At 59.4% G+C, this 18,879-nt stretch carries 15 protein-coding genes; 13 read left to right on the top strand and 2 right to left on the bottom strand.

Going from position 1 to position 18,879, the window contains the following annotated elements:
- The first annotated feature begins 26 nt into the window (after positions 1 to 26).
- Complete coding sequence (locus AC1DV6_RS02795) at positions 27 to 986, top strand: sugar kinase (protein WP_477974882.1); 960 nt, start codon at positions 27 to 29, stop codon at positions 984 to 986.
- The gene (locus AC1DV6_RS02790; RefSeq protein ID WP_477974880.1) at positions 983 to 1,756 is read left to right on the top strand and encodes a rhamnogalacturonan acetylesterase; all 774 of its coding nucleotides are present in this window, start codon (positions 983 to 985) and stop codon (positions 1,754 to 1,756) included. Before AC1DV6_RS02795 ends, AC1DV6_RS02790 begins: the two co-directional genes overlap by 4 nt.
- 73 nt (positions 1,757 to 1,829) lie before the next feature.
- Here the strand turns inward: AC1DV6_RS02790 and AC1DV6_RS02785 are convergent, their stop codons facing one another.
- Positions 1,830 to 4,763, bottom strand: a complete 2,934-nt coding sequence (locus AC1DV6_RS02785; RefSeq protein WP_477974878.1) for a TonB-dependent receptor — start codon at positions 4,761 to 4,763, stop codon at positions 1,830 to 1,832.
- A gap of 59 nt (positions 4,764 to 4,822) precedes the next feature.
- Positions 4,823 to 5,173, bottom strand: coding sequence for a cupin domain-containing protein (locus tag AC1DV6_RS02780; protein WP_477974876.1), 351 nt, complete (start codon positions 5,171 to 5,173; stop codon positions 4,823 to 4,825).
- Positions 5,174 to 5,407: 234 nt separating this feature from the next.
- Between AC1DV6_RS02780 and kduI the strand changes: the two genes are divergently transcribed.
- From kduI to AC1DV6_RS02725, 11 genes are read left to right on the top strand one after another with little or no spacing between them, the layout of a single operon-like run.
- Positions 5,408 to 6,244 (top strand): 5-dehydro-4-deoxy-D-glucuronate isomerase, encoded by an 837-nt coding sequence (gene kduI, locus AC1DV6_RS02775; RefSeq protein WP_477974875.1) that lies wholly within the window; start codon positions 5,408 to 5,410, stop codon positions 6,242 to 6,244.
- 38 nt (positions 6,245 to 6,282) lie between these two features.
- Entirely contained in the window at positions 6,283 to 7,044 is a 762-nt protein-coding gene (gene kduD / locus AC1DV6_RS02770; protein WP_477974873.1) for a 2-dehydro-3-deoxy-D-gluconate 5-dehydrogenase KduD, read from the top strand.
- 31 nt (positions 7,045 to 7,075) lie between these two features.
- A complete protein-coding gene (locus AC1DV6_RS02765) occupies positions 7,076 to 7,963 on the top strand; it encodes a carbohydrate ABC transporter permease (protein ID WP_477974871.1) in 888 nt (295 codons plus the stop codon).
- Positions 7,960 to 8,823 (top strand): carbohydrate ABC transporter permease, encoded by an 864-nt coding sequence (locus AC1DV6_RS02760; RefSeq protein WP_477974869.1) that lies wholly within the window; start codon positions 7,960 to 7,962, stop codon positions 8,821 to 8,823. Before AC1DV6_RS02765 ends, AC1DV6_RS02760 begins: the two co-directional genes overlap by 4 nt.
- A gap of 44 nt (positions 8,824 to 8,867) precedes the next feature.
- Positions 8,868 to 9,995: an ABC transporter ATP-binding protein gene (locus tag AC1DV6_RS02755; RefSeq protein WP_477974867.1), complete on the top strand. Its 1,128-nt coding sequence runs from the start codon at positions 8,868 to 8,870 to the stop codon at positions 9,993 to 9,995.
- 5 nt (positions 9,996 to 10,000) lie between these two features.
- Positions 10,001 to 11,296: an ABC transporter substrate-binding protein gene (locus AC1DV6_RS02750; protein ID WP_477974865.1), complete on the top strand. Its 1,296-nt coding sequence runs from the start codon at positions 10,001 to 10,003 to the stop codon at positions 11,294 to 11,296.
- 13 nt (positions 11,297 to 11,309) lie between these two features.
- Positions 11,310 to 12,470, top strand: a complete 1,161-nt coding sequence (locus AC1DV6_RS02745) for an oligogalacturonate lyase family protein (RefSeq protein WP_477974864.1) — start codon at positions 11,310 to 11,312, stop codon at positions 12,468 to 12,470.
- Positions 12,467 to 14,818: a pectinesterase family protein gene (locus AC1DV6_RS02740; protein ID WP_477974863.1), complete on the top strand. Its 2,352-nt coding sequence runs from the start codon at positions 12,467 to 12,469 to the stop codon at positions 14,816 to 14,818. Before AC1DV6_RS02745 ends, AC1DV6_RS02740 begins: the two co-directional genes overlap by 4 nt.
- A 28-nt stretch (positions 14,819 to 14,846) precedes the next feature.
- Entirely contained in the window at positions 14,847 to 16,220 is a 1,374-nt protein-coding gene (locus tag AC1DV6_RS02735) for a pectate lyase family protein (protein ID WP_477974862.1), read from the top strand.
- A 2-nt stretch (positions 16,221 to 16,222) separates the two neighbouring features.
- Positions 16,223 to 17,863: a family 43 glycosylhydrolase gene (locus AC1DV6_RS02730; protein WP_477974861.1), complete on the top strand. Its 1,641-nt coding sequence runs from the start codon at positions 16,223 to 16,225 to the stop codon at positions 17,861 to 17,863.
- A gap of 34 nt (positions 17,864 to 17,897) precedes the next feature.
- Positions 17,898 to 18,875, top strand: coding sequence for a TRAP transporter substrate-binding protein (locus AC1DV6_RS02725; protein ID WP_477974949.1), 978 nt, complete (start codon positions 17,898 to 17,900; stop codon positions 18,873 to 18,875).
- Positions 18,876 to 18,879: the final 4 nt, after the last annotated feature.

The following is an 18,879-nucleotide window of genomic DNA, read 5'->3' as shown; positions in this document are numbered from 1 at the left end:
CGATGGCTAGATAGTACAATGAAACATTGTTTCAAAAAATCAATCCGACCTTGAAAAAACCAAAAAATATAGCGCTACTAGGCGAATGCATGCTGGAACTGTCCGGTACCGCGCTGGGCGCGATGCAGCAGGCTTACGGCGGAGACACCTTCAATACAGCCGTCTATTTGGCGCGTTGTGGCGGGACTGATTTCAAGGTCAGTTATGCCACGGCGCTGGGTGACGACGCTTTGAGCCAGCAACTGCAGCAGCGCTGGGCGCAAGACGGACTGGAGCTTGGCCTGGTTCGCCATATTGCAGGGCGCATGCCCGGGCTTTACCAGATTGCGGTCGATGCGCACGGTGAGCGGCATTTCAGTTTCTGGCGCGAGCACAGTGCTGCGCGCGCCTATTTCGACACGGACGTCACGCAGCTGGAGCAACGCAGTGCCGAGTGGGACGCGCTTTACTTTTCAGGTATCAGCCTGGCGATCCTGCCGCCTGAAGGGCGGGCCCGCGTGTTTGCGCTGGCTAAAGGCCTGCGCGCGCGCGGTGCGCTGGTGGTGTTTGACAACAATTACCGGCCGCGTCTGTGGCCTGACATCGATATAGCGCGCAATGCATTTACAGAGGCTTTTGCATTGGCGCACACACTGCTGATCACCGCGGATGACCACCAGGCGCTGTTTGGATATAAAAACATGGATACGGCGTTGGTTGATGCCCAGGCGCTTTCGGCCCCCGAGTTGGTGATCAAGCGCGGCGCCAGCGAGACGCTGGTGCGGGCGGACGGAGCGTGGACTCGCGTGCCAACCGTAGCCGTATCGCAAGTGGTGGATACCACCGCTGCGGGTGATTCATTCGCTGCTGGCTATCTGAGCCAACGCCTCCAAGGCGCGTCGCCCGATGTGGCCGCAGCATTTGGCAACCGCCTCGCGGCGCGCGTGATCCAACACCCCGGCGCGATTATTCCGTTGACCGCCATGCAGGATTTATTGCCTTCATGAAACTCCGACTCACACTCCCCGCCTTGCTGCTGACTGCAGCTGCCACCATGGCCCAAACCACGACCTCTCCGAGAGCCCGCGTCCTGCTGATTGGTGACTCAACGATGGCGACCCGCAACGGCTATGGCGATGCGCTGTGCCAGCGCTTGCTGCCAGGCGTGGAGTGTCTGAACCTTGCAAAGAACGGTCGCAGCAGCGGCAGCTTTCGGGCCGAAGGGCTGTGGGATGCTGCGCTACAACGGCTGCAGCCCTCCGTACCGACATGGGTGTTGATCCAGTTTGGCCACAACGACCAACCCGGCAAGCCGGGACGCTCCACCGATTTGCAAACCGAGTACCCGGTCAATCTAGCCCGCTATGTGCAGGATGTCCGGCAACTGGGCGCGACGCCCGTACTGGTGACACCACTGACGCGGCGCACCTTCAAGGACGATCAACTGCAAAACGACTTGTTGCCGTGGGTCGAATCCATGCGCGCCGTTGCTAAAAAAGAAGGCGTTGCTTTGATCGATTTGAATACGCTGAGCTACCAAGCCGTACAGGCCATGGGGCAGGTCGAGGCCGATACATTGGCCACGGAGCCGCCGCCTTCGCAAAATCCGATGCCCGTGTCGAGCACGGCCACCGAAACCGTCGCACCCGTCAAGTCCACATTTGACCGTACACATCTGGGCGCCAAAGGCGCCGCACTGTTCAGCCGCATGGTCACTGATGCTGCGCGCGCTGTTCCCGGGCTAGCGGGGCTGGCAGCCCTGTTTCGCGCAGACTAAATAGAAGAACACCAAAAGAAAAGGGCGGCCTGGGCCGCCCTTTTTTGCGTCAGGCCACAAGGGCCTGGGTTCATCAGAACTTGTAGCGTGCTCCGATCAGGAACTCGCGTCCCGTCACGTTGTAAACCACCGAGCTGTTGCGCGCCCGGCTGATGAACTGGTCGTTGGGCGTGTTAAGCAAGTTGACGCCTTCCAGTGTGATGTCCAGGTTCTTGTTCCACTTGTAGGACACGGACATATCCACGTTCAGCGAAGCGGCTTTGCCTTCCACATCATTGTTGTTCTGGCCAGGTACGCGGGTCAGGAAGTCGCTGCGTGAGGATGCCGACAGGCGACCACTCCAAATACCGTCGTCGTAGTACAGCGTCGCGTTCCAGGCACGTGGCGACAGGTTCAGCAAGTCGTCGGTAATGACGGTGGTGCTGGTCGGAGAAACCAGGTAGTCGATCTTGGATTCCACTACGGTGTAGTTCAACAGCACGCCAAAATTGCGGCCAAAGCCGGTCAGGAAAGTGAACGGTTGCTGGTAGTTCAGTTCCAGACCCTTCAGCTTGCCGCCATTGGTGTTAATCGGCGTGGTGACCTGGAATACTTCGTCGCCAGTGAAGTTGGCTGGCAACAGAGACATCGGCAGGCCAGTCTCCTTGTACGGCACGTTGGTGCGCAGGCTCTGGATGTAGGTCGAGATGTCCTTGGTGAACAGACCCAGACCGAGGAACGCGTTCTTCTGGAAGTACCACTCAAAGCTGGTGTCCAGCGTTTTGGCGCGGTAGGGTTGCAACAACGGGTTGCCGCTGGTGATGGACAGGGTACCGGTGGTACTGATCGTGCCGCCTGGATTCAGGTTGCCCAGCATTGGTCGAGACATCACGCTGGCCGCCGCAACGCGCACGATAACGTCCTGGCTGAGGTTGGCAGCCAGGTTGAACGCGGGCAACACATCGTCGTACGTCTGGCTGACAGTGACCTCGGTGCCGCCAGCGTTCGCCTGGTAGCCGGTGGCAGCCTGCGTGGTCCGGACATAACGTACGCCAAAATTGCCGCGCACTGGTGTGCCGCCCAACGCAGTGTCAAAGTCCGCCATCAGCCAGGCGCCCTTGTCAGTCTCGACAACAGAGCGGTTGTTACCGCGTGCGTTGCCGTTTGTGGTGGACGACAGCGTAAAGTCGCCGGGGCCGCCCGCCGGGCCGCTCTTGATGCAGTTGCAATAGATGTCGTAGGCCGACGCAATCGCATTCAGATTCGGGATCACCCACGCGGTTGGTGTGCCCGCTGGCAGGTTCATGCCATTACCAAAGCCAGTCAGCATCGTCGTCAGATTTCCAGCGCCAGCCGACGGCGGGAAAATCGTGTCATTCTGGTTGACGCGGCGGAACTCAAACGTGTCAAACGTGTAGCGTTTGAAGTCCAAACCGCCCTTGACGGTCAGGCCTTCGGCAGCATCCCATGCGAGATCGAAGCTGGTCAGGTCATTGCGATTGGTTGCACCTTGTGGACGAATGCGGATTTCGCTGGTTGTGGTGTTGGGTACGGTGGCCGCTTGGGTGCCGGACGTTGCGACGGGCACGCCTACAAGCTTCAGCGCACCATTCGGGTCGGTGACGTTGAACGGATAGGTGATCACCGGCATGCGGTCATTGGCGCGGAAGTCAATCGCGTAGCCGTTGACGTTCAGTGCGTCCAGCGTGGTCGTGGTCTGTACGGGATTGTCGAAAACCGACTTGGCGCTGCCGATGCGGGCTGTCAGCTTGACGGTGTCAGTCAGCTTGGAGTCCAGCGTAAACGTCGGCTGGATGAAGGTGGTGGAGAGCTCGTCATAGCGCGACTCGGCGCGGATATCGACACCGTTGTAGACCGCCTGCTGCAGCGCGCCGTTGGGTGCGTAGCTGGCGCTGACCACACTGGTCTGCGGCTTGCCACCCTGGGCTGCAGTACGGCTGAACGAGATCGCTTCCAGGAAATCTTCCTGGCGTGTCGCGTTCAGCTTGGAATACATCAAGTCCAGCGTCAGTGTTGTGCCTTCCGCGGGCTTCAATTGCAGCGAGCCTGTCAGGCCGACGCGGTCCTGGTTGTGGGTCAGGCGGCCGTAGCGCGGCAGGCGTGGGTGGAAGTTGTTCGCATCGCTGGCCGCTGCATAGGCAGCCTGGTTTTCCGGTGTGCCGGCCAGGCGCGGCACGCCTTGGGCTGCTGGGCCACAGGTGGTTGCGGTCGAGGTTGTCGGGTTGGCTGTCACGCCAGTGGGCGCGCACCAGCCGCCGGACGATGGGCCATTGTCCCAACGCACGGTGCTGAAGCCTTCTTCAAACAGGCTGCGCTTGGAGAACGCACCGGAGATCAGCCCGCCGAAGGTGCCTGCATCATTGGTGTTGGATAGCAAGAAAGCAGCGCGTGGGCTGGTGGTTTTCGACAGGTCGTTGAAGCCTTCCTTTACCGACACCATGGCGTTGAAGCCCTTGCGATCGAATGGGCGCGTGGTCTGCAGATCCACCGTTGCGCCAAGCGAACCTTCTTCGACATCAGCGGAAGAGCTCTTGCGCACCGTGATGGTGTTGAACAGTTCCGACGCAAATACGTTGAAGTCGAAGCCGCGGCCGCGGTTGGCGCCGCCGGAGCTGTCGGTGCCGCCAGTGGTTGCCAGCGCTTCGATGCCGTTGATGCGCACGCGGGTGAAATCCTGACCCAGGCCGCGCACAGTGATCGAGCGACCTTCGCCAGCGTCACGGTCGATCACCACACCGGGAATGCGTTGCAGCGATTCGGCCAGGTTGGTGTCCGGGAACTTGCCCATGTCCTCGGCCTTGATGACATCGACGATGCCGTTGTCATTACGTTTGGCGTTCAGTGCGCTCTCCAACGAGGCGCGCACACCGGTGACTACCACCGTATTAAGCTCTTTGTCTGCAGGCGCAGCTGTTTGGGCATAGGCGCCGCTGGCGGCTGCCAGCAGGCAAACGGCTTGGCTGATCTTTGTCAGCATCGGCCGGGTGGCGGGGAAAGATTTGTTCATGGTTTTGTCTCCTGGGGTCTTTTTGTTTGCAGGTAGGGAAAAGGCGAACGCCAAGGCCGTCAGGGCACTAGGTAGTCCTCGCGGGGGGGTGAAAATTGGTCCAATAACTGGCTCTTGTCTTCCAGTGCAACGACGCCGTGCATGGTGCCGTGGGGTGCGACGAAGGCGTCACCCACGCGCAACGTGCGCTCGACGCCACCAATCGTGGCGGTGAAAGAGCCAGCGATCACATGGGCGATCTGGTCGTGCACTTCATGCGAATGCGGCGTTCCAATTGCACCTTTGTCGAACTCGACCAGCACCGACATTAGCTGTGAGGTGTGACCGACAATCTTGCGGCGGATACCGTCGCCCAGTTCGGTCCAGGGGGCGTTGCCGCCTTCGAAGAAATGCATAGTGTTGGCCCTCATGCGCAAATATTTGCGCGGTGAATACGATCCGGAAGACCGGGCTGATCAACCATCAAGTCAAACGTGCCCGGAACCGCGTTTTGGTGTTACTATACCAGCATGAATTGTTTTTGAAACAGTGGTTCACTAAGTAGAAACCAGTATTTCAATATCTAGTTCACATACGTTAGGCTTTAAAAAGGACGCTGGCTTCCGCCGGCGTTCCGCATCTGGAAAACAGGATCAGGAGAACCCATGGACATCCGCCAACCCATTCACAGCGACCACGCCCGCACTCTGGACACCGAAGGCCTGCGCCGCCATTTTCTGGTCGAAGACTTGTTTCAGCCGGACGTTGCAACGCTGACCTACAGCCAGATCGACCGCATCATCGTCGGCGGCATCATGCCGGTGGCCAAAACCGTCAGTTTTGCGCCCGAGTTGGGCAAGCACACCGGAACCGACTTCTTTCTTCAGCGCCGCGAGTTGGGCTTGATCAATATCGGCGGTGCTGCCACCGTGGTGGTCGATGGCGTGACCTTTGATGTCGGCCCGCGCGAGGCCCTCTACGTCGGCCAAGGCGCAAAAGCGCTGGAATTCAAGAGCGTCAGCGCCGATGCGCCTGCCAAGTTGTATTTCAACTGCGCCCCGGCCCACACCGCGTACCCGCATCGCAAGGTAACGCTGGCCGAAGCTTCGCCGGAAACGCTGGGCTCGCCGGAAACAAGCAACCGCCGCACCATCTACAAATTCCTGGTTCCCGATGTGTTGCCAACGTGTCAGCTGTTGATGGGCATGACCCAACTGGAGCCGGGCAGTCTGTGGAACACCATGCCTTGCCACACGCATGACCGGCGCATGGAGGTCTATTTCTACTTTGACATGAAGGCCGACGCAGCCGTGTTCCACATGTGCGGTGAACCCACACAAACCCGCCATTTGGTGGTGCGCAACGAGCAGGCTGTCATCAGCCCCAGCTGGTCCATCCACTCCGGCGTAGGTACACAGGCCTACACCTTCATTTGGGGCATGGTTGGCGAAAACCAGGTCTTCAAGGACATGGACCACGTGCCCATGACCACCCTGCGCTAAGCAACCACCGCCACCCATCAACAAGCGACAAGGCCAGCATGATTCTCGACAACTTCCAATTGAGTGGCCGCGTGGCCATCGTATCCGGGTGCAACACTGGTTTGGGCCAAGGTATGGCACTGGCGCTGGCCCAGGCGGGCGCCGACATCGTGGGCGTCAATGTCAGTGCGCCCGAAGACACCAAAAAACAGGTCGAATCCCTGGGTCGCAAATTTCTGGATCTGCGTGCCAACCTGTCTGACGTCAGCAGCCTGGACGGCCTGATCGATGAGGCACTGAAACTGACTGGCAAGATCGACATTCTGGTCAATAACGCGGGCATCATTCGGCGCGAAGACGCCATCAACTTCAGTGAAAAAGACTGGGACGACGTCACCGATCTGAACCTGAAAACCGTGTTCTTCTTTTCGCAAAAGGTGGCCAAGCGCTTTATCGCTCAGGGCAGCGGTGGCAAGATCATCAACATCGCCTCCATGCTGTCTTTCCAGGGTGGCGTGCGGGTTCCTTCCTACACAGCGTCCAAGAGCGGTGTGATGGGCATTACCCGTGCGCTGGCCAACGAATGGGCCAAGCACGGCATCAATGTCAACGCCATTGCGCCCGGGTATATGGCAACGGACAACACCGCTGCGCTGCGCTCAGACGATGCGCGTAATGCCGCAATCCTGGAGCGCATTCCGGCTGCGCGCTGGGGGTTGCCTGCTGACCTGGCTGGCCCCATCGTTTTTCTGGCGTCCAAGGCATCGGACTACGTCAACGGTTACACCGTGGCCGTGGACGGTGGCTGGTTGGCGCGCTAGTCTCGGCACTTTCTAACTCGGGTTCTTTGCGATGTACGAGAACAAGCGACTCGGCTTTCTGTTCGTGCTGCCGTTTGTGCTGGGCGTGTTGCTGTTCAAGCTATTCCCTTTCGTGATGAGCTTTGCGCTCAGCTTCACGCAGTACGACCTGATCGATCCACCGCAGTTCGTTGGCCTGGAAAACTACAAGGAACTGGCGACGGCGGACCCGCTGTTTCGCAAATCGCTGGGCGTGACCTTGCTGTTTGCGGTGCTGGCAGTGCCCCTGCGCGTGGGGTTTGCGCTGTTCATTGCCCATGTGCTGAACTTTCGTCTGCGCGGCATCAACTTCTTCCGCGCGGCCTTCTATTTGCCATCCATTCTGGGTGGCTCGATTGCGGTAGCCGTTCTGTGGCGTTTCATCTTTGCCAAGCATGGTTTGGTGAACTTGTTGATGACGCAAGTGGGGCTGGAGCCGATTGCGTGGCTGGCGGATGAACACTATTCCATGTGGACCATCGTGCTGCTGTTCACCTGGCAGTTCGGCTCGGCGATGGTGATTTTTCTGGCGGCCTTGCAGAACGTTCCGGTCTCTCTCTATGAAGCTGCCGAAATCGACGGCGCCAGCAAGATGCAGCAATTCTGGCGCATCACCGTGCCCTTGATCACGCCGGTGATCTTCTTCAACATGATCATGCAGATGGTGCAGGCCTTCCAGGAATTCAACGGCCCCTACATGATTACCGAGGGCGGGCCCCTTAGTTCCACCTATGTGCTGGCGTTGTATATCTATGACCAGAGCTTCCGCTTCTTCAACCTCGGCTATGGCGCGGCCTTGTCCTGGGTGTTGTTTGCGCTGGTGGGCACTTTGAGCGCCATCAGTTTTTGGAGCTCCAAGTACTGGGTTTTCTACGCCGGTGAGAAAGAGCAACGCAAATGAGTGCCGCAGATACGCAGGCCATGGACCATGGTCAGGGCCGACCCTGGCTGCGCTACGTCGCGCTCGGGCTGGTTGCGCTGGTGATGCTTTACCCGCTGATCTGGCTGGTTGGCGCATCATTTAAGAGCAACAACGAAATCTTCACGGAGGCCGGTTTCTGGCCTAGCCGTTTCGATTTCAGCGCCTACGCCAAAGGCTGGAAAACCAGTACCGAATACACCTTTGCCACCTACTTCCTGAACAGCTTCCTGATCACCATCCCGCGCATCATCGTTACGGTGATTTCCTGCGTCCTGGTGGCCTATGCGTTTGCGCGTTTTGAGTTCTGGGGCAAGAAGCTGTTGTTCTCCATCATGGTCGGCACGATGATGCTGCCACTGATTGTGTTGCGCCTGCCGCAATACCTGGTGTTTCGCGAACTGGGCTGGCTCGATTCGTATTTGCCGCTGATCGTACCGTCGGCGTTTGCGACGGACACTTTCTTCATCTTCATGCTGGTGCAGTTTCTGCGTGGCATTCCGCGCGATATGGAAGAGGCGGCTCAGATTGACGGCTGCAATGCGCTGCAATTGCTATGGCACATCATCGTGCCGCTGCTCAAGCCCGCCATCATTTCGGTGATCGTGTTCCAGTTCATCTGGACCATGAACGACTTCATGGGGCCGTTGATCTACCTGGCCTCCGTCGAGAAATACCCGGTGTCGCTGGCCTTGAAGATGAGTATTGGGGCGACCGAGGAAGTGGAATGGGCCAATGTGATTGCGATCTCGGTGGTCGCGCTGATCCCGTCGGTCGCAGTGTTTTTTGCCGCGCAGCGTCACTTCATTGAGGGGGCTACTTCCAGCGGCGTCAAAGGCTAGGTACAAAAGTACCAGCCTCCTATAAAAGAGATACGGAGACAACAGTGGCACGTTTGCAACTGAAGAAGATTGAAAAGGTTTACCCCAACGGCTTCAAGGCCGTGCATGGAGTCGACCTGGAAGTGCGCGATGGTGAGTTCATGGTGTTCGTCGGCCCCTCGGGTTGCGCCAAGAGCACGTTGTTGCGCATGATTGCTGGCCTGGAAAGCATCTCCGGCGGTGAGATGTTCATTGGCGACAAGGTCGTCAACAAGCTCGCACCCAAGGCGCGTGGCATCGCGATGGTGTTTCAGAACTACGCGCTGTACCCGCATATGACAGTGTTCGATAACCTCGCCTTTGGCTTGCGGTTGGCGGGTGTGTCGAAAGCCCAGGTGACGCAGCGCGTAAACCATGCTGCGAGCTTGTTGGAGATGGAGCATTTGCTCGAGCGTTACCCCAAGCAACTGAGTGGTGGACAGGCCCAACGCGTTGCGGTCGGCCGCGCCATTGTCAAGAAGCCTGAAGTGTTTTTGTTTGACGAGCCACTCTCCAACCTGGACGCCAAACTGCGCGCGGCCATGCGCGTGCGCCTGACCGAGTTGCACCGCACACTGCGCGAATCGGGACAGCCAGCCACCGTGGTCTATGTGACGCACGATCAGGTTGAAGCCATGACCATGGGCGAGCGTATCTGTGTATTGAAAGACGGTGTGATCCAGCAGGTGGACACGCCCACTGCGCTGTATGACAAGCCAGCCAATGCGTTTGTTGCCAGTTTCATTGGCTCCCCGGAAATGAACATTCTCGAAGCGCAGATGGCTGCGCAGGGCGATACATTGGCCGTACAACTGGGCGACCAGACGCTGACATTGCCTGCAGAGAAAGCAGCGCAATTTGAAAGTCGTAACGGAGCGGTGAAGCTGGGACTGCGCCCGGAGCACATATCCGCCGGTGCGCGACCGGAAGGCGACAGCATTCCGGTACAGGGCACGCTGCGCTTCATAGAGCACATGGGCAGCGAAGTGTTCGTGCATTTCAATGTGGGTGATTACGCGCTCAGTGCACGGGTTCCCGCAGACCAGCTGCAAGGTCTGCAAGATAAGACGCGTGGGCAAGCGCACGTGTTCCATGTGCAAATGCAACGCAGCCACTTGTTTGACGCCGAAAGTGGCGTCAGCCTGCTGAAGTGAACAGCATGCTGCAACGCAGGCATTTCTCCGCGCTGGCTCTGGCGCCATTGCTAACCCCCACGGTGGCGCCGGCACAGGCGCCTACCGTGTTGCGTTTTGCGTGGTGGGGCGGCGCCGGCCGACATGAGGCCACGCTGAAAGCCATCGCCCTCTTTGAGCAGAAGAATCCTGGCCTGAAGATCAAGGCCGAGTACATGGGGTTTAACGGCTATCTGGAGCGACTCACAACCCAGATCGCTGGCGGCTCCGAGCCCGATGTGATGCAGATCAACTGGGCGTGGCTGGCGATGTTCTCCAAGCGCGGCAACGGGTTTGCCGACCTCGACAAATACCGCAACGTGCTGGCGCTGGACCAGTTCAGCGAAGAAGACGTGAACTCAGGGCGTGTGGGCGGCAAGCTCAATGCATTGCCCACGTCTTACACGGCCCGTGTATTTTTGTGGAACAAGGCCAGCTTTGACCGCGCGGGCTTGCCATTGCCCAAGACCTGGGATGAACTTTTTGCCGCCGGACCGATCTTCAAGGCCAAGCTGGGTGACCAGGCCTATCCACTGGACGGCGAGCTGTACGACATGATTTTGTTGTCGCAGGCTTACATCCAGCAGAAGTACGGCACACCCTATGTCGATCCGACCGAGCCGCGCGTGGCGATGAGCCCGCAGGCTGCGTTGGAATGGGTGCAGACCTACCGGCGTTTCATTGACCAGCATGTGGCGACGCCGCTGCCATTGCGTGCCAGTTTGGGTGGTGCCGAAAAGCCAACTGAGCAGCAACAGGACTGGGTGGTAGGCAACTGGGCAGGCAACTTCACCTGGGACTCTGCAATTCCTTTGCGCGCAGCGACACTGAACAAGCAACAAAACCTGGTGTTGGGCGAGTTCCCCACGCTGCCTGGCGCTGCTGTCAGCGGCATGTTTGGCCGGCCCACCGTGATGCTGGCAATGGGCCGCAACTGCAAGCAGCCCGAGTTGGCCGCGCGCTTTGTCAATTTCATGCTGACCGACCCCGAGGCCGCGCGCATCCTGGGAAAAACACGCGGCGTGCCCGCTGCGCGCAGCCAGCTAGAGGTGCTGGTCAAGGCCAACAAGCTGCCGCCCATGGAGCTGGCGGCCCACGAGCAAATCAAGAAGCAGCGCATGGCCGGCCGCGTACCTGTGCCCGCACCCCTGTTCGAACACGCGCGCCTGCATAAGTTCATGCGCGAGGTGTTCGAGACCATCGCCTACAACAAGACGACCGACCAGGAAGCGGCCCGCCGCCTCGTGGAAGAGGGCAACGCGCTGCTCAAACGTATCAAGTAATCAAGCAAAAATCATGACCGTCGCTACCCAACGCAAGCTGAACTTCATCACCCATAACGACCCGGACACCGGCGCGAAGATGACGCGCCTGACGCCGACCGATATCACCTGTCACCGCAATTACTTTTACCAAAAGTGTTTCACCAACGATGGCAAGAAGCTGATCTTTGGCGGTGAGTTCGGTCCCGGCAATTTCTGGAACTACCACCTGCTCGATCTGGAGTCGCAGGTTGCCACCCAACTGACCGACCAGGCGCGTGAGAACACCTTCGGCGGCTTTCTGACACCCGATGACAAGCATCTGTATTTCGTGCGCGCCGAGCGCCGCCTCATTCGTCTGGCGCTGGCTGATCTGAAAGAAGAAGTCGTCTACACGGTGCCCGACGGCTGGGTCGGATATGGCACCTGGGTCACCAATACCGCCTGTACCCGCATGGTCGGTATCGAGATCCATGCGGACGACTGGTTCCCCTTGAGCGACTGGAAGAAATTCCACGACATGTACCACGCCAAGCCGCGCTGCCGACTGATCCGCATCGATCTGGCCACCGGCGAGCGCGAAGTGATTCTGGAAAAGCACGGTTGGCTGGGCCACCCGCAATACCAACCGTACAACGACAACATCGTTGCGTTCTGTCACGAGGGCCCGCACGATCTGGTCGACGCGCGCATGTGGTTCATCAACGAAGACGGTACCAACTTGCGCTGCGGCAAGGTGCACGAAAAGGGCGAAAGCTGTACCCACGAGTTCTGGGTGCCTAACGGCTCCACCATGATGTATGTGTCGTATATGGCGGGTGAGCGCGACCGCTGGGTTTGGTCGCTGGACCCGGTGACACTGGAAAACAAGCGTGTCACTTCCATGCCACCGTGCTCGCATTTGATGAGCAACTTTGACGGGTCGATGCTGGTGGGCGATGGCTGCGGCTCTCCCGCCGWTGTGGCCGACGCTGGTAGCCACGACATCGTGACCGACCCGTATCTACACKTATTTGACCTGAAGGCTGGCACTACCCGCGCGATCGCGCGGCACGACTCGTCATGGAAGGTGCACAAGGGCAGCCGCCAGGTCACACACCCCCATCCTTCGTTCACACCGGACGAAAAACAAGTGCTGTTCAGCTCCGATGCCGAAGGCGAGCCCGCGCTGTACCTGGCTGAAGTGATCGCATGAAACACGCCGCCTGGCTCATTGCGTGCATGGTGACTGCGGCCAGCGCGCAAGAGCTGGTGCGCCCCCAGTTGACGGCCGATCAAGCAGCGCGTCACACGGTTGCCGCGTATCTGGCACAAGGCCCATCGCCATGGTCACCTGCGGACCTAGCTTCTGTCCCGACGCGGCAGTTTGATTTCAAGGTTGCTGCGGACGGCAGCGGCACACACCGCACATTGCAGGCAGCCTTCGACGCACTTCCCACCGCGGGTACGACAAGCAAACGCACAACGATTGGCTTGATGCCCGGTACCTATCCCGGCCAGGTCTGTCTGCAAGGCAAGGCCCCGGTGCGATTGCTGGGCTTGGGTAGCAATGCCTCCGACGTGCGCATCGTCGCCGCGCGCTACAACGGTGAAACCAAACGCGCCGGCATTGATCCAGCCAACCCTTGCCTGCCCGATCTGGCGTCGCCCACCTTCGGCACGGCCAGCAGCGCCACATTCGCGATCTTTAGCGACGACGTGCAATTAACCAAGCTGACAGTAGAGAACAACGCGATGGCGCATGTGCGCGGCGGAGTTGGGTATCTTGCGGGCGCAGCTGAGACCGGCGGCGCACAGGCGGTGGCGCTGATGACCCAGGGCGACAGGATTCAGTTGGAAGACGTGGAGCTATTGGGCCACCAGGACACGCTGTATGTGCGCACCAGCAGCAATGGTGATCGTGTCTACATGCACAACAGCCGAATTGCGGGCGATGTCGATTTCATCTTTGGCGCTGGCACGCTGGTGATTGATGGCTCTTTGATCCTGAGTCGCGCGGGCCGCCGCGCACCGGGCGAGGGGGGCTACATACTGGCGCCCGCCACTGCGGCTGCAACGCCATTTGGTATTTTGGTGAATAACAGCCTTCTGTTGGCTGAAGACGGATTGAAGGCCGGCACTATTGCCTTGGGCCGTGCCTGGGACCAAGGGGTTCCCAAAGGCGCCTGGCAGAGTGGCGTCTCGCCCAATGGGCAAGCACTGGTACGCAATAGCGTGCTGGGGCCACACATCGGCGTGTGGGCCACCTCCACCTCACGGCGCCCGTTCAGCGCGCAGACGAACCGACTGACAGAATTTGAGAATCGCGCGGCTGTCGCTGTTGAACTCGAGCGCGCAACCCTGGCACCGAACGATGGCTGGGCCAGCGCGGAGGGCGGAACGCAAGGTGGGGCTGCAGCCGCACCACAACATGTGTTCACCGTGCGCAACCGCAGCGAGCTGGCAGAGGCCTTGAAGCCTGGAGACTATCCGCGCATCGTGCGCGTCATCGGTCGTATCGATCTCAGCACCGATGCCAACGGCAAATCGCTGGGCTTTGAGGATTACCGCGACCCGGCATTTGATGCGGCTGCCTTTGCCGCTGCGTTTGACCCGGCGGTCTGGGGCAAGGGCCCGCCTACCGGCCCCCAAGAAGAGGCCCGCGCGCGCTCGGCGCGCAAGCAATCCGCGCAGACCGTGTTGCGCGTGCCTTCGCGAACGACGCTGGTGGGCATCGGCACCGATGCCCACATCGCCAACGGCACGCTGTTTCTGGAGAAGGTCGACAACGTCATCATCCGCAACCTGCATTTCTCCGATGCGTATGACTACTTCCCGGCCTGGGACCCGAAGGACAACGCCAATGGCGAATGGAATTCCGAGTACGACAACATCACGCTGCGTTCCGCAACGCACGTCTGGGTAGACCATTGCACCTTCAGCGACGGCGCACGCCCCGACGACTTTGAGCCTGTCGTGTTTGGACGACGCGTGCAACACCATGACGGCCTGCTGGACGTCACGCAACAATCCAATTGGGTCACGGTCTCCTGGAACCATTTCCATGACCATGACAAGACCACGCTGGTCGGCAGCAGCGATGGCCAGTTGCTGGACAAAGACAAGCTGAAGGTTACCTTCCACCACAACTGGTACCAGGCCGTCAAAGAGCGCACACCGCGCGTGCGCTACGGTCAGGTTCATGTCTACAACAACCTGTTTGACGGTCCTCAAAGCGACGGTTACCTCTATGCCTATTCCATCGGCTTGGGTGTCCAGTCTGCCATCGTGAGTGAGCACAATGTATGGCTGACGACGCCTGAGACCGGTGCCAATAAGCTGGTTCGCGCGCTCAAAGGCGAGCGATTCTCTGACCGCGGCTCTTTGCACAATGGCCGGCCTGTCGATCTGTCGGCGGTCTTGCGGGAAACCTACCCCAAGGTGCCATGGTCAGGCGAAGCCGGTTGGGCGCCGACGTTGTTTCTTCCTGTTGACAACGCCGTGACCGTTGAAGCCCGCGTGCGTAGCGGTGCGGGCGCTGGACGCGCACTTTTTTCTCGATAGCGTTGGAATGCTGCATGAGGGACACGACATGAAACATCCATTTCTTCTGGTTCCCTCGCTGTGGCTGGCCATGGGTCTTTGTGATACAGCCGCATTGGCACAAAGTGTCCCTGCACAGTCCTTGGCGTCACTGCCAGTCAGCGAGCAACTCAACCGGTTTACGTATGACATCACCGGTTGGGCGAAAGGAGTCCGAGGCGGTGCGGGTGGTCAGATCATCCGCGTCACCAATTTGAATGAATCGGGACCCGGGTCTTACCGTGCTGCGGTGGAAGCCGAGGGGCCGCGCATCGTGGTGTTTGAAGTGGGTGGCGTGATTGACATGCGGGGGAAAAACATCACGATCAGGAACCCCTTCCTCACCGTCGCGGGGCAAACGGCGCCACACCCCGGCATCACCGTGATCAAGTCGGAAAGCAATATTGCAACCCATGACGTGATCATCCAGCACATGATGTTTCGCCCCGGCGAGTTTGGTCGCGCCAAGCGCAGCGGGGCAGATCAGGATGCCATTTCCACCCAGGGCGCGGCACACCGCGTGATCGTGGACCACTGCTCGTTTTCCTGGGCCACCGATGAAAACCTGTCGGTCGGCGGGCCGCGATTCAACGGCGCACAACCCTCCGACTGGCGCGAGAACACGTCGCACAACGTCACCTACAGCTACAACCTGATTTACGAGGGCCTGGCGAACTCCGTCCACACCAAGGGCGAGCACTCCAAGGGCACGCTGGTGCACGACAACGCCAGTGGCATATTGCTGTACGGCAATATCTATGCTTCCAACCGCGAGCGCAACGCCTTGTTCAAAGGCGGTGTCCAGGCCGCGATGGTCAATAACCTGATCTTCAACCCCGGCGCCAAGGCCGTGCATTACAACCTGGTCGCCCATGAATGGGAGGGACATGCTTACCAAACGGGCAAAGTGACATTGGTGGCCAATGTGTACCGACAGGGGCCAGACACCAAGGCCAACACGCCTTTGTTTGCGCTGGGTGGGCACGGTGATGTCGAGCTCTTCCTGACAGACAACATTGCCGTCGATGACGTGGGTCAACCCGTAGCGCTTGCTGGGGTGTACACGGCGAGCCAGGCCCGCATTCTGCCAGCGCCGCAGGCCTATTTGCCGAGCGATGTGCGCGTATACCCGGCGCGTCAGTTGGAGCGTGATCTGCCGCTGGCTGCAGGCGCGCGGCCTTGGGACAGAGACGCAATTGATTTCAAGCTGTTGTCGGATGTGGCGGAGAGCCGGGGGCTGATCATCGATTCTGAAATTCAAAACGCGCAGGGTTACCCCACCTACACAGCAACACGCAGCAAATTTGATCCGCAGGAATGGAATTTGGGCGATATGAGTCCCAAGGCCGGTTGGGCCAATCGCTTCCCCACACGGATGCATTAGCCGTGCTACATCTGCGTCGCTTTTTGACGGTGCTTTCATTGCAGCTTGTGCTGGTGTTGGCAAGCCCGTTCGCGGCGGCAGAGTCACCTTGTGCGATGCAGCCAGGCAATGCCTATGTGCGGCCCTGCCAAGCCTGGGCTGAAGGGGTAGAGGGGCAGCGCAAGGCAGACCTGGGCGATGGCCGTTACCTCAACCCCATTCTGGCGGGTGACCACCCCGACCCCAGCATCCTGAAAGATGGCAACGATTACTACATGACATTCTCGTCGTTTGAGGCCTATCCGGGCGTGACCATCTGGCATTCCCGCGACTTGGTGAACTGGACGCCCATCGGCCCGGTGCTGACGCAATACATCGGCAGCGTCTGGGCCCCCGAGCTCACCAAACACGGCGACACCTATTACGTCTATGTCCCGGTCAAGCACCCTGGCGGTAACAACATCTACGTGGTGCAGGCGAAGAACATTCGTGGCCCCTGGTCGGCTCCGGTGGCGCTGAATAACGAGCGCATTGATCCCGGTCATATCGTGGGCGAAGACGGCAAGCGCTACCTGTTCCTTTCGCACGGCGACCGGGTGCAGTTGTCGGATGACGGCCTGCGCATTGCGGGGTCCATGACCCATGTGTACGACGGCTGGAAGTACCCTGAGGAATGGGATGTAGAAAGCTACTCTCAAGAAGGCCCCAAGATGCTGCGCAGGGGCGAGTACTTCTACATGACGCTGGCGTTGGGCGGAACGGCGGGGCCACCCACCGGGCACATGGTGGTGTCGGCGCGCTCCAGGTCTATCCACGGGCCGTGGGAAAACTCACCCTACAACCCGATTCTGCGCACCCAGTCGGCCGCAGAAAAATGGTGGTCCAAAGGACATGCCACGCTGGTGGAAGGCCCCAACGGGAAAGACTGGTACATGCTGTACCACGGCTACGAAAACGGCTTCCACACGCTGGGCCGCCAAACGCTGATGGGTGCGGTGGAATGGACGCCCGACGGCTGGTTCAAAGCCAAAGACATTGACGAAGGCGTGCCGCTGCCCAAGCCCCAAGGCGGTAGCGCCGTGCCCCATGGCCTGCGCCTGTCGGACGACTTCTCCAGCAACAAGTTTGGCTTGCAGTGGAGTTTCTTCAAAGGTGGCGCGGACGAGATGGCGCGGGTGCATTACCTGGATTCAACACGGGGTAAGACACTGGAACTGAAGGCTAAAGGCAATTCGCCCTCCAACAGTTCACCGATGACATTTTTGGCGGGCGACCAGTCTTACCAGTTCGAGGTGGATGTGGACCTGGATGCCGAGGCCCAAGCCGGTGTCCTGCTGTTCTACAACGACAAGCTGTACGCAGGGCTGGGCGTGAACGCCAAGAGCCTGTTGCTGCACCGCTACGGTATGGATCAGCGCAGCAGCGCCAAGCCAGTGGGCATGGGCAACCAGCTGCGCATGCGTGTGACCAACAACCGCCACGTCATGACCATCCACACCTCCACCGATCAGGGAAAGACCTGGCAGAAATACGGCGTGCAAATGGATGTGACGGGCTACCACCATAACGTGGCTTACGGATTTATGAGCCTGCGCCCTGCGCTGTATGCCGCGGGCAAAGGCGCCGTGCGGTTTGGCAATTTGACCTACCGCGCGTTGCCTTGATTTGATACTTACAACACACGAGGAGACAAACATGATGACTTTCCGCAAGACGTGCATCCGACGGCTGATCGCAGTGGCGTCTCTGATGGCCGTGGCCAGTGCCTGGGCCACCGAATTCCGGTCTGCCGACATTCACCCGGACGATTACCCCACGGTACTGGCTGTGCGCCACATGGGCGAGCTGCTCAACAAGTCGAGCCAGGGCAAACACAGCATCAAGGTGTATTCCAAAACCGCCTTGGGCAGCGAAAAAGACACCATCGAGCAGACCAAGCTCGGCGCCATTGCGATGGCCCGCGTCAACGTGGCGCCGATGAACAACATTTGCCCCGCCACCATGGTGCCAACCATGCCATTTTTGTTCCGCTCCACCGAGCATCTGCGCAAGGTGCTGGATGGCGCCATCGGCGAAGAAATCCTGAAAGACTGCGAAGCCCAAGGCTTCATTGGTTTGGCGTTTTACGACTCGGGTGCCCGCTCCATTTACACCGTCAAAAAGCCCATCAAAACATTGGTGGATGCCAAGGGTTTGAAAGTGCGCGTGCCACAAAGTGATTTGTGGGTGTCGGTTCTGGAGGCCATGGGTGCAAATGCCACCCCCATGCCTTTTGGCGAGGTCTACACCGCGCTGAAAACCGGCCTGGTAGATGGGGCTGAGAACAACTACCCGAGCTACGAGAGTTCGCGTCACTTTGAGGTGGCCCGCTTCTACAACAAGACAGAGCATTCGATGGCGCCCGAGATTCTGCTGTTCTCCAAGAAAGTCTGGGACACCCTGTCGGTCGACGAGCAAAAGCAAATTCGCGCAGCTGCCAAGGAGTCGGTGATCTATATGCGCAAGCTCTGGGATGAGCGGGAAGAGAAATCGCTGGCTGTGGTGAAAGCCGCCGGCGTGCAACTGGTCGACGTGGACAAGGCCAGCTTTCAGGTTGCGATGAAGCCGGTGTATGACAAGTTCCTGAAAGACCCCAAGCTGCAGGACATGGTCAAACGCATCAACGCTGTGAAGTAAAGCC

The organism is Rhodoferax sp. P2_H8_2, from assembly GCF_056403235.1.
The sequence above is the reverse complement of the archived record's forward strand: the minus strand, read 5'-3'. Positions and strand labels throughout refer to the sequence as shown.

What these genes read in the sequence shown, in the direction of transcription:
- AC1DV6_RS02790 (WP_477974880.1), top strand. Translation starts at nt 983, where the DNA reads ATGAAACTCCGACTCACACTCCCCGCCTTGCTGCTGACTGCAGCTGCC.
- AC1DV6_RS02785 (WP_477974878.1), bottom strand. Translation starts at nt 4,763, where the DNA reads ATGAACAAATCTTTCCCCGCCACCCGGCCGATGCTGACAAAGATCAGC.
- AC1DV6_RS02780 (WP_477974876.1), bottom strand. Translation starts at nt 5,173, where the DNA reads ATGAGGGCCAACACTATGCATTTCTTCGAAGGCGGCAACGCCCCCTGG.
- kduI (WP_477974875.1), top strand. Translation starts at nt 5,408, where the DNA reads ATGGACATCCGCCAACCCATTCACAGCGACCACGCCCGCACTCTGGAC.
- kduD (WP_477974873.1), top strand. Translation starts at nt 6,283, where the DNA reads ATGATTCTCGACAACTTCCAATTGAGTGGCCGCGTGGCCATCGTATCC.
- AC1DV6_RS02765 (WP_477974871.1), top strand. Translation starts at nt 7,076, where the DNA reads ATGTACGAGAACAAGCGACTCGGCTTTCTGTTCGTGCTGCCGTTTGTG.
- AC1DV6_RS02760 (WP_477974869.1), top strand. Translation starts at nt 7,960, where the DNA reads ATGAGTGCCGCAGATACGCAGGCCATGGACCATGGTCAGGGCCGACCC.
- AC1DV6_RS02750 (WP_477974865.1), top strand. Translation starts at nt 10,001, where the DNA reads ATGCTGCAACGCAGGCATTTCTCCGCGCTGGCTCTGGCGCCATTGCTA.
- AC1DV6_RS02740 (WP_477974863.1), top strand. Translation starts at nt 12,467, where the DNA reads ATGAAACACGCCGCCTGGCTCATTGCGTGCATGGTGACTGCGGCCAGC.
- AC1DV6_RS02735 (WP_477974862.1), top strand. Translation starts at nt 14,847, where the DNA reads ATGAAACATCCATTTCTTCTGGTTCCCTCGCTGTGGCTGGCCATGGGT.
- AC1DV6_RS02725 (WP_477974949.1), top strand. Translation starts at nt 17,898, where the DNA reads ATGACTTTCCGCAAGACGTGCATCCGACGGCTGATCGCAGTGGCGTCT.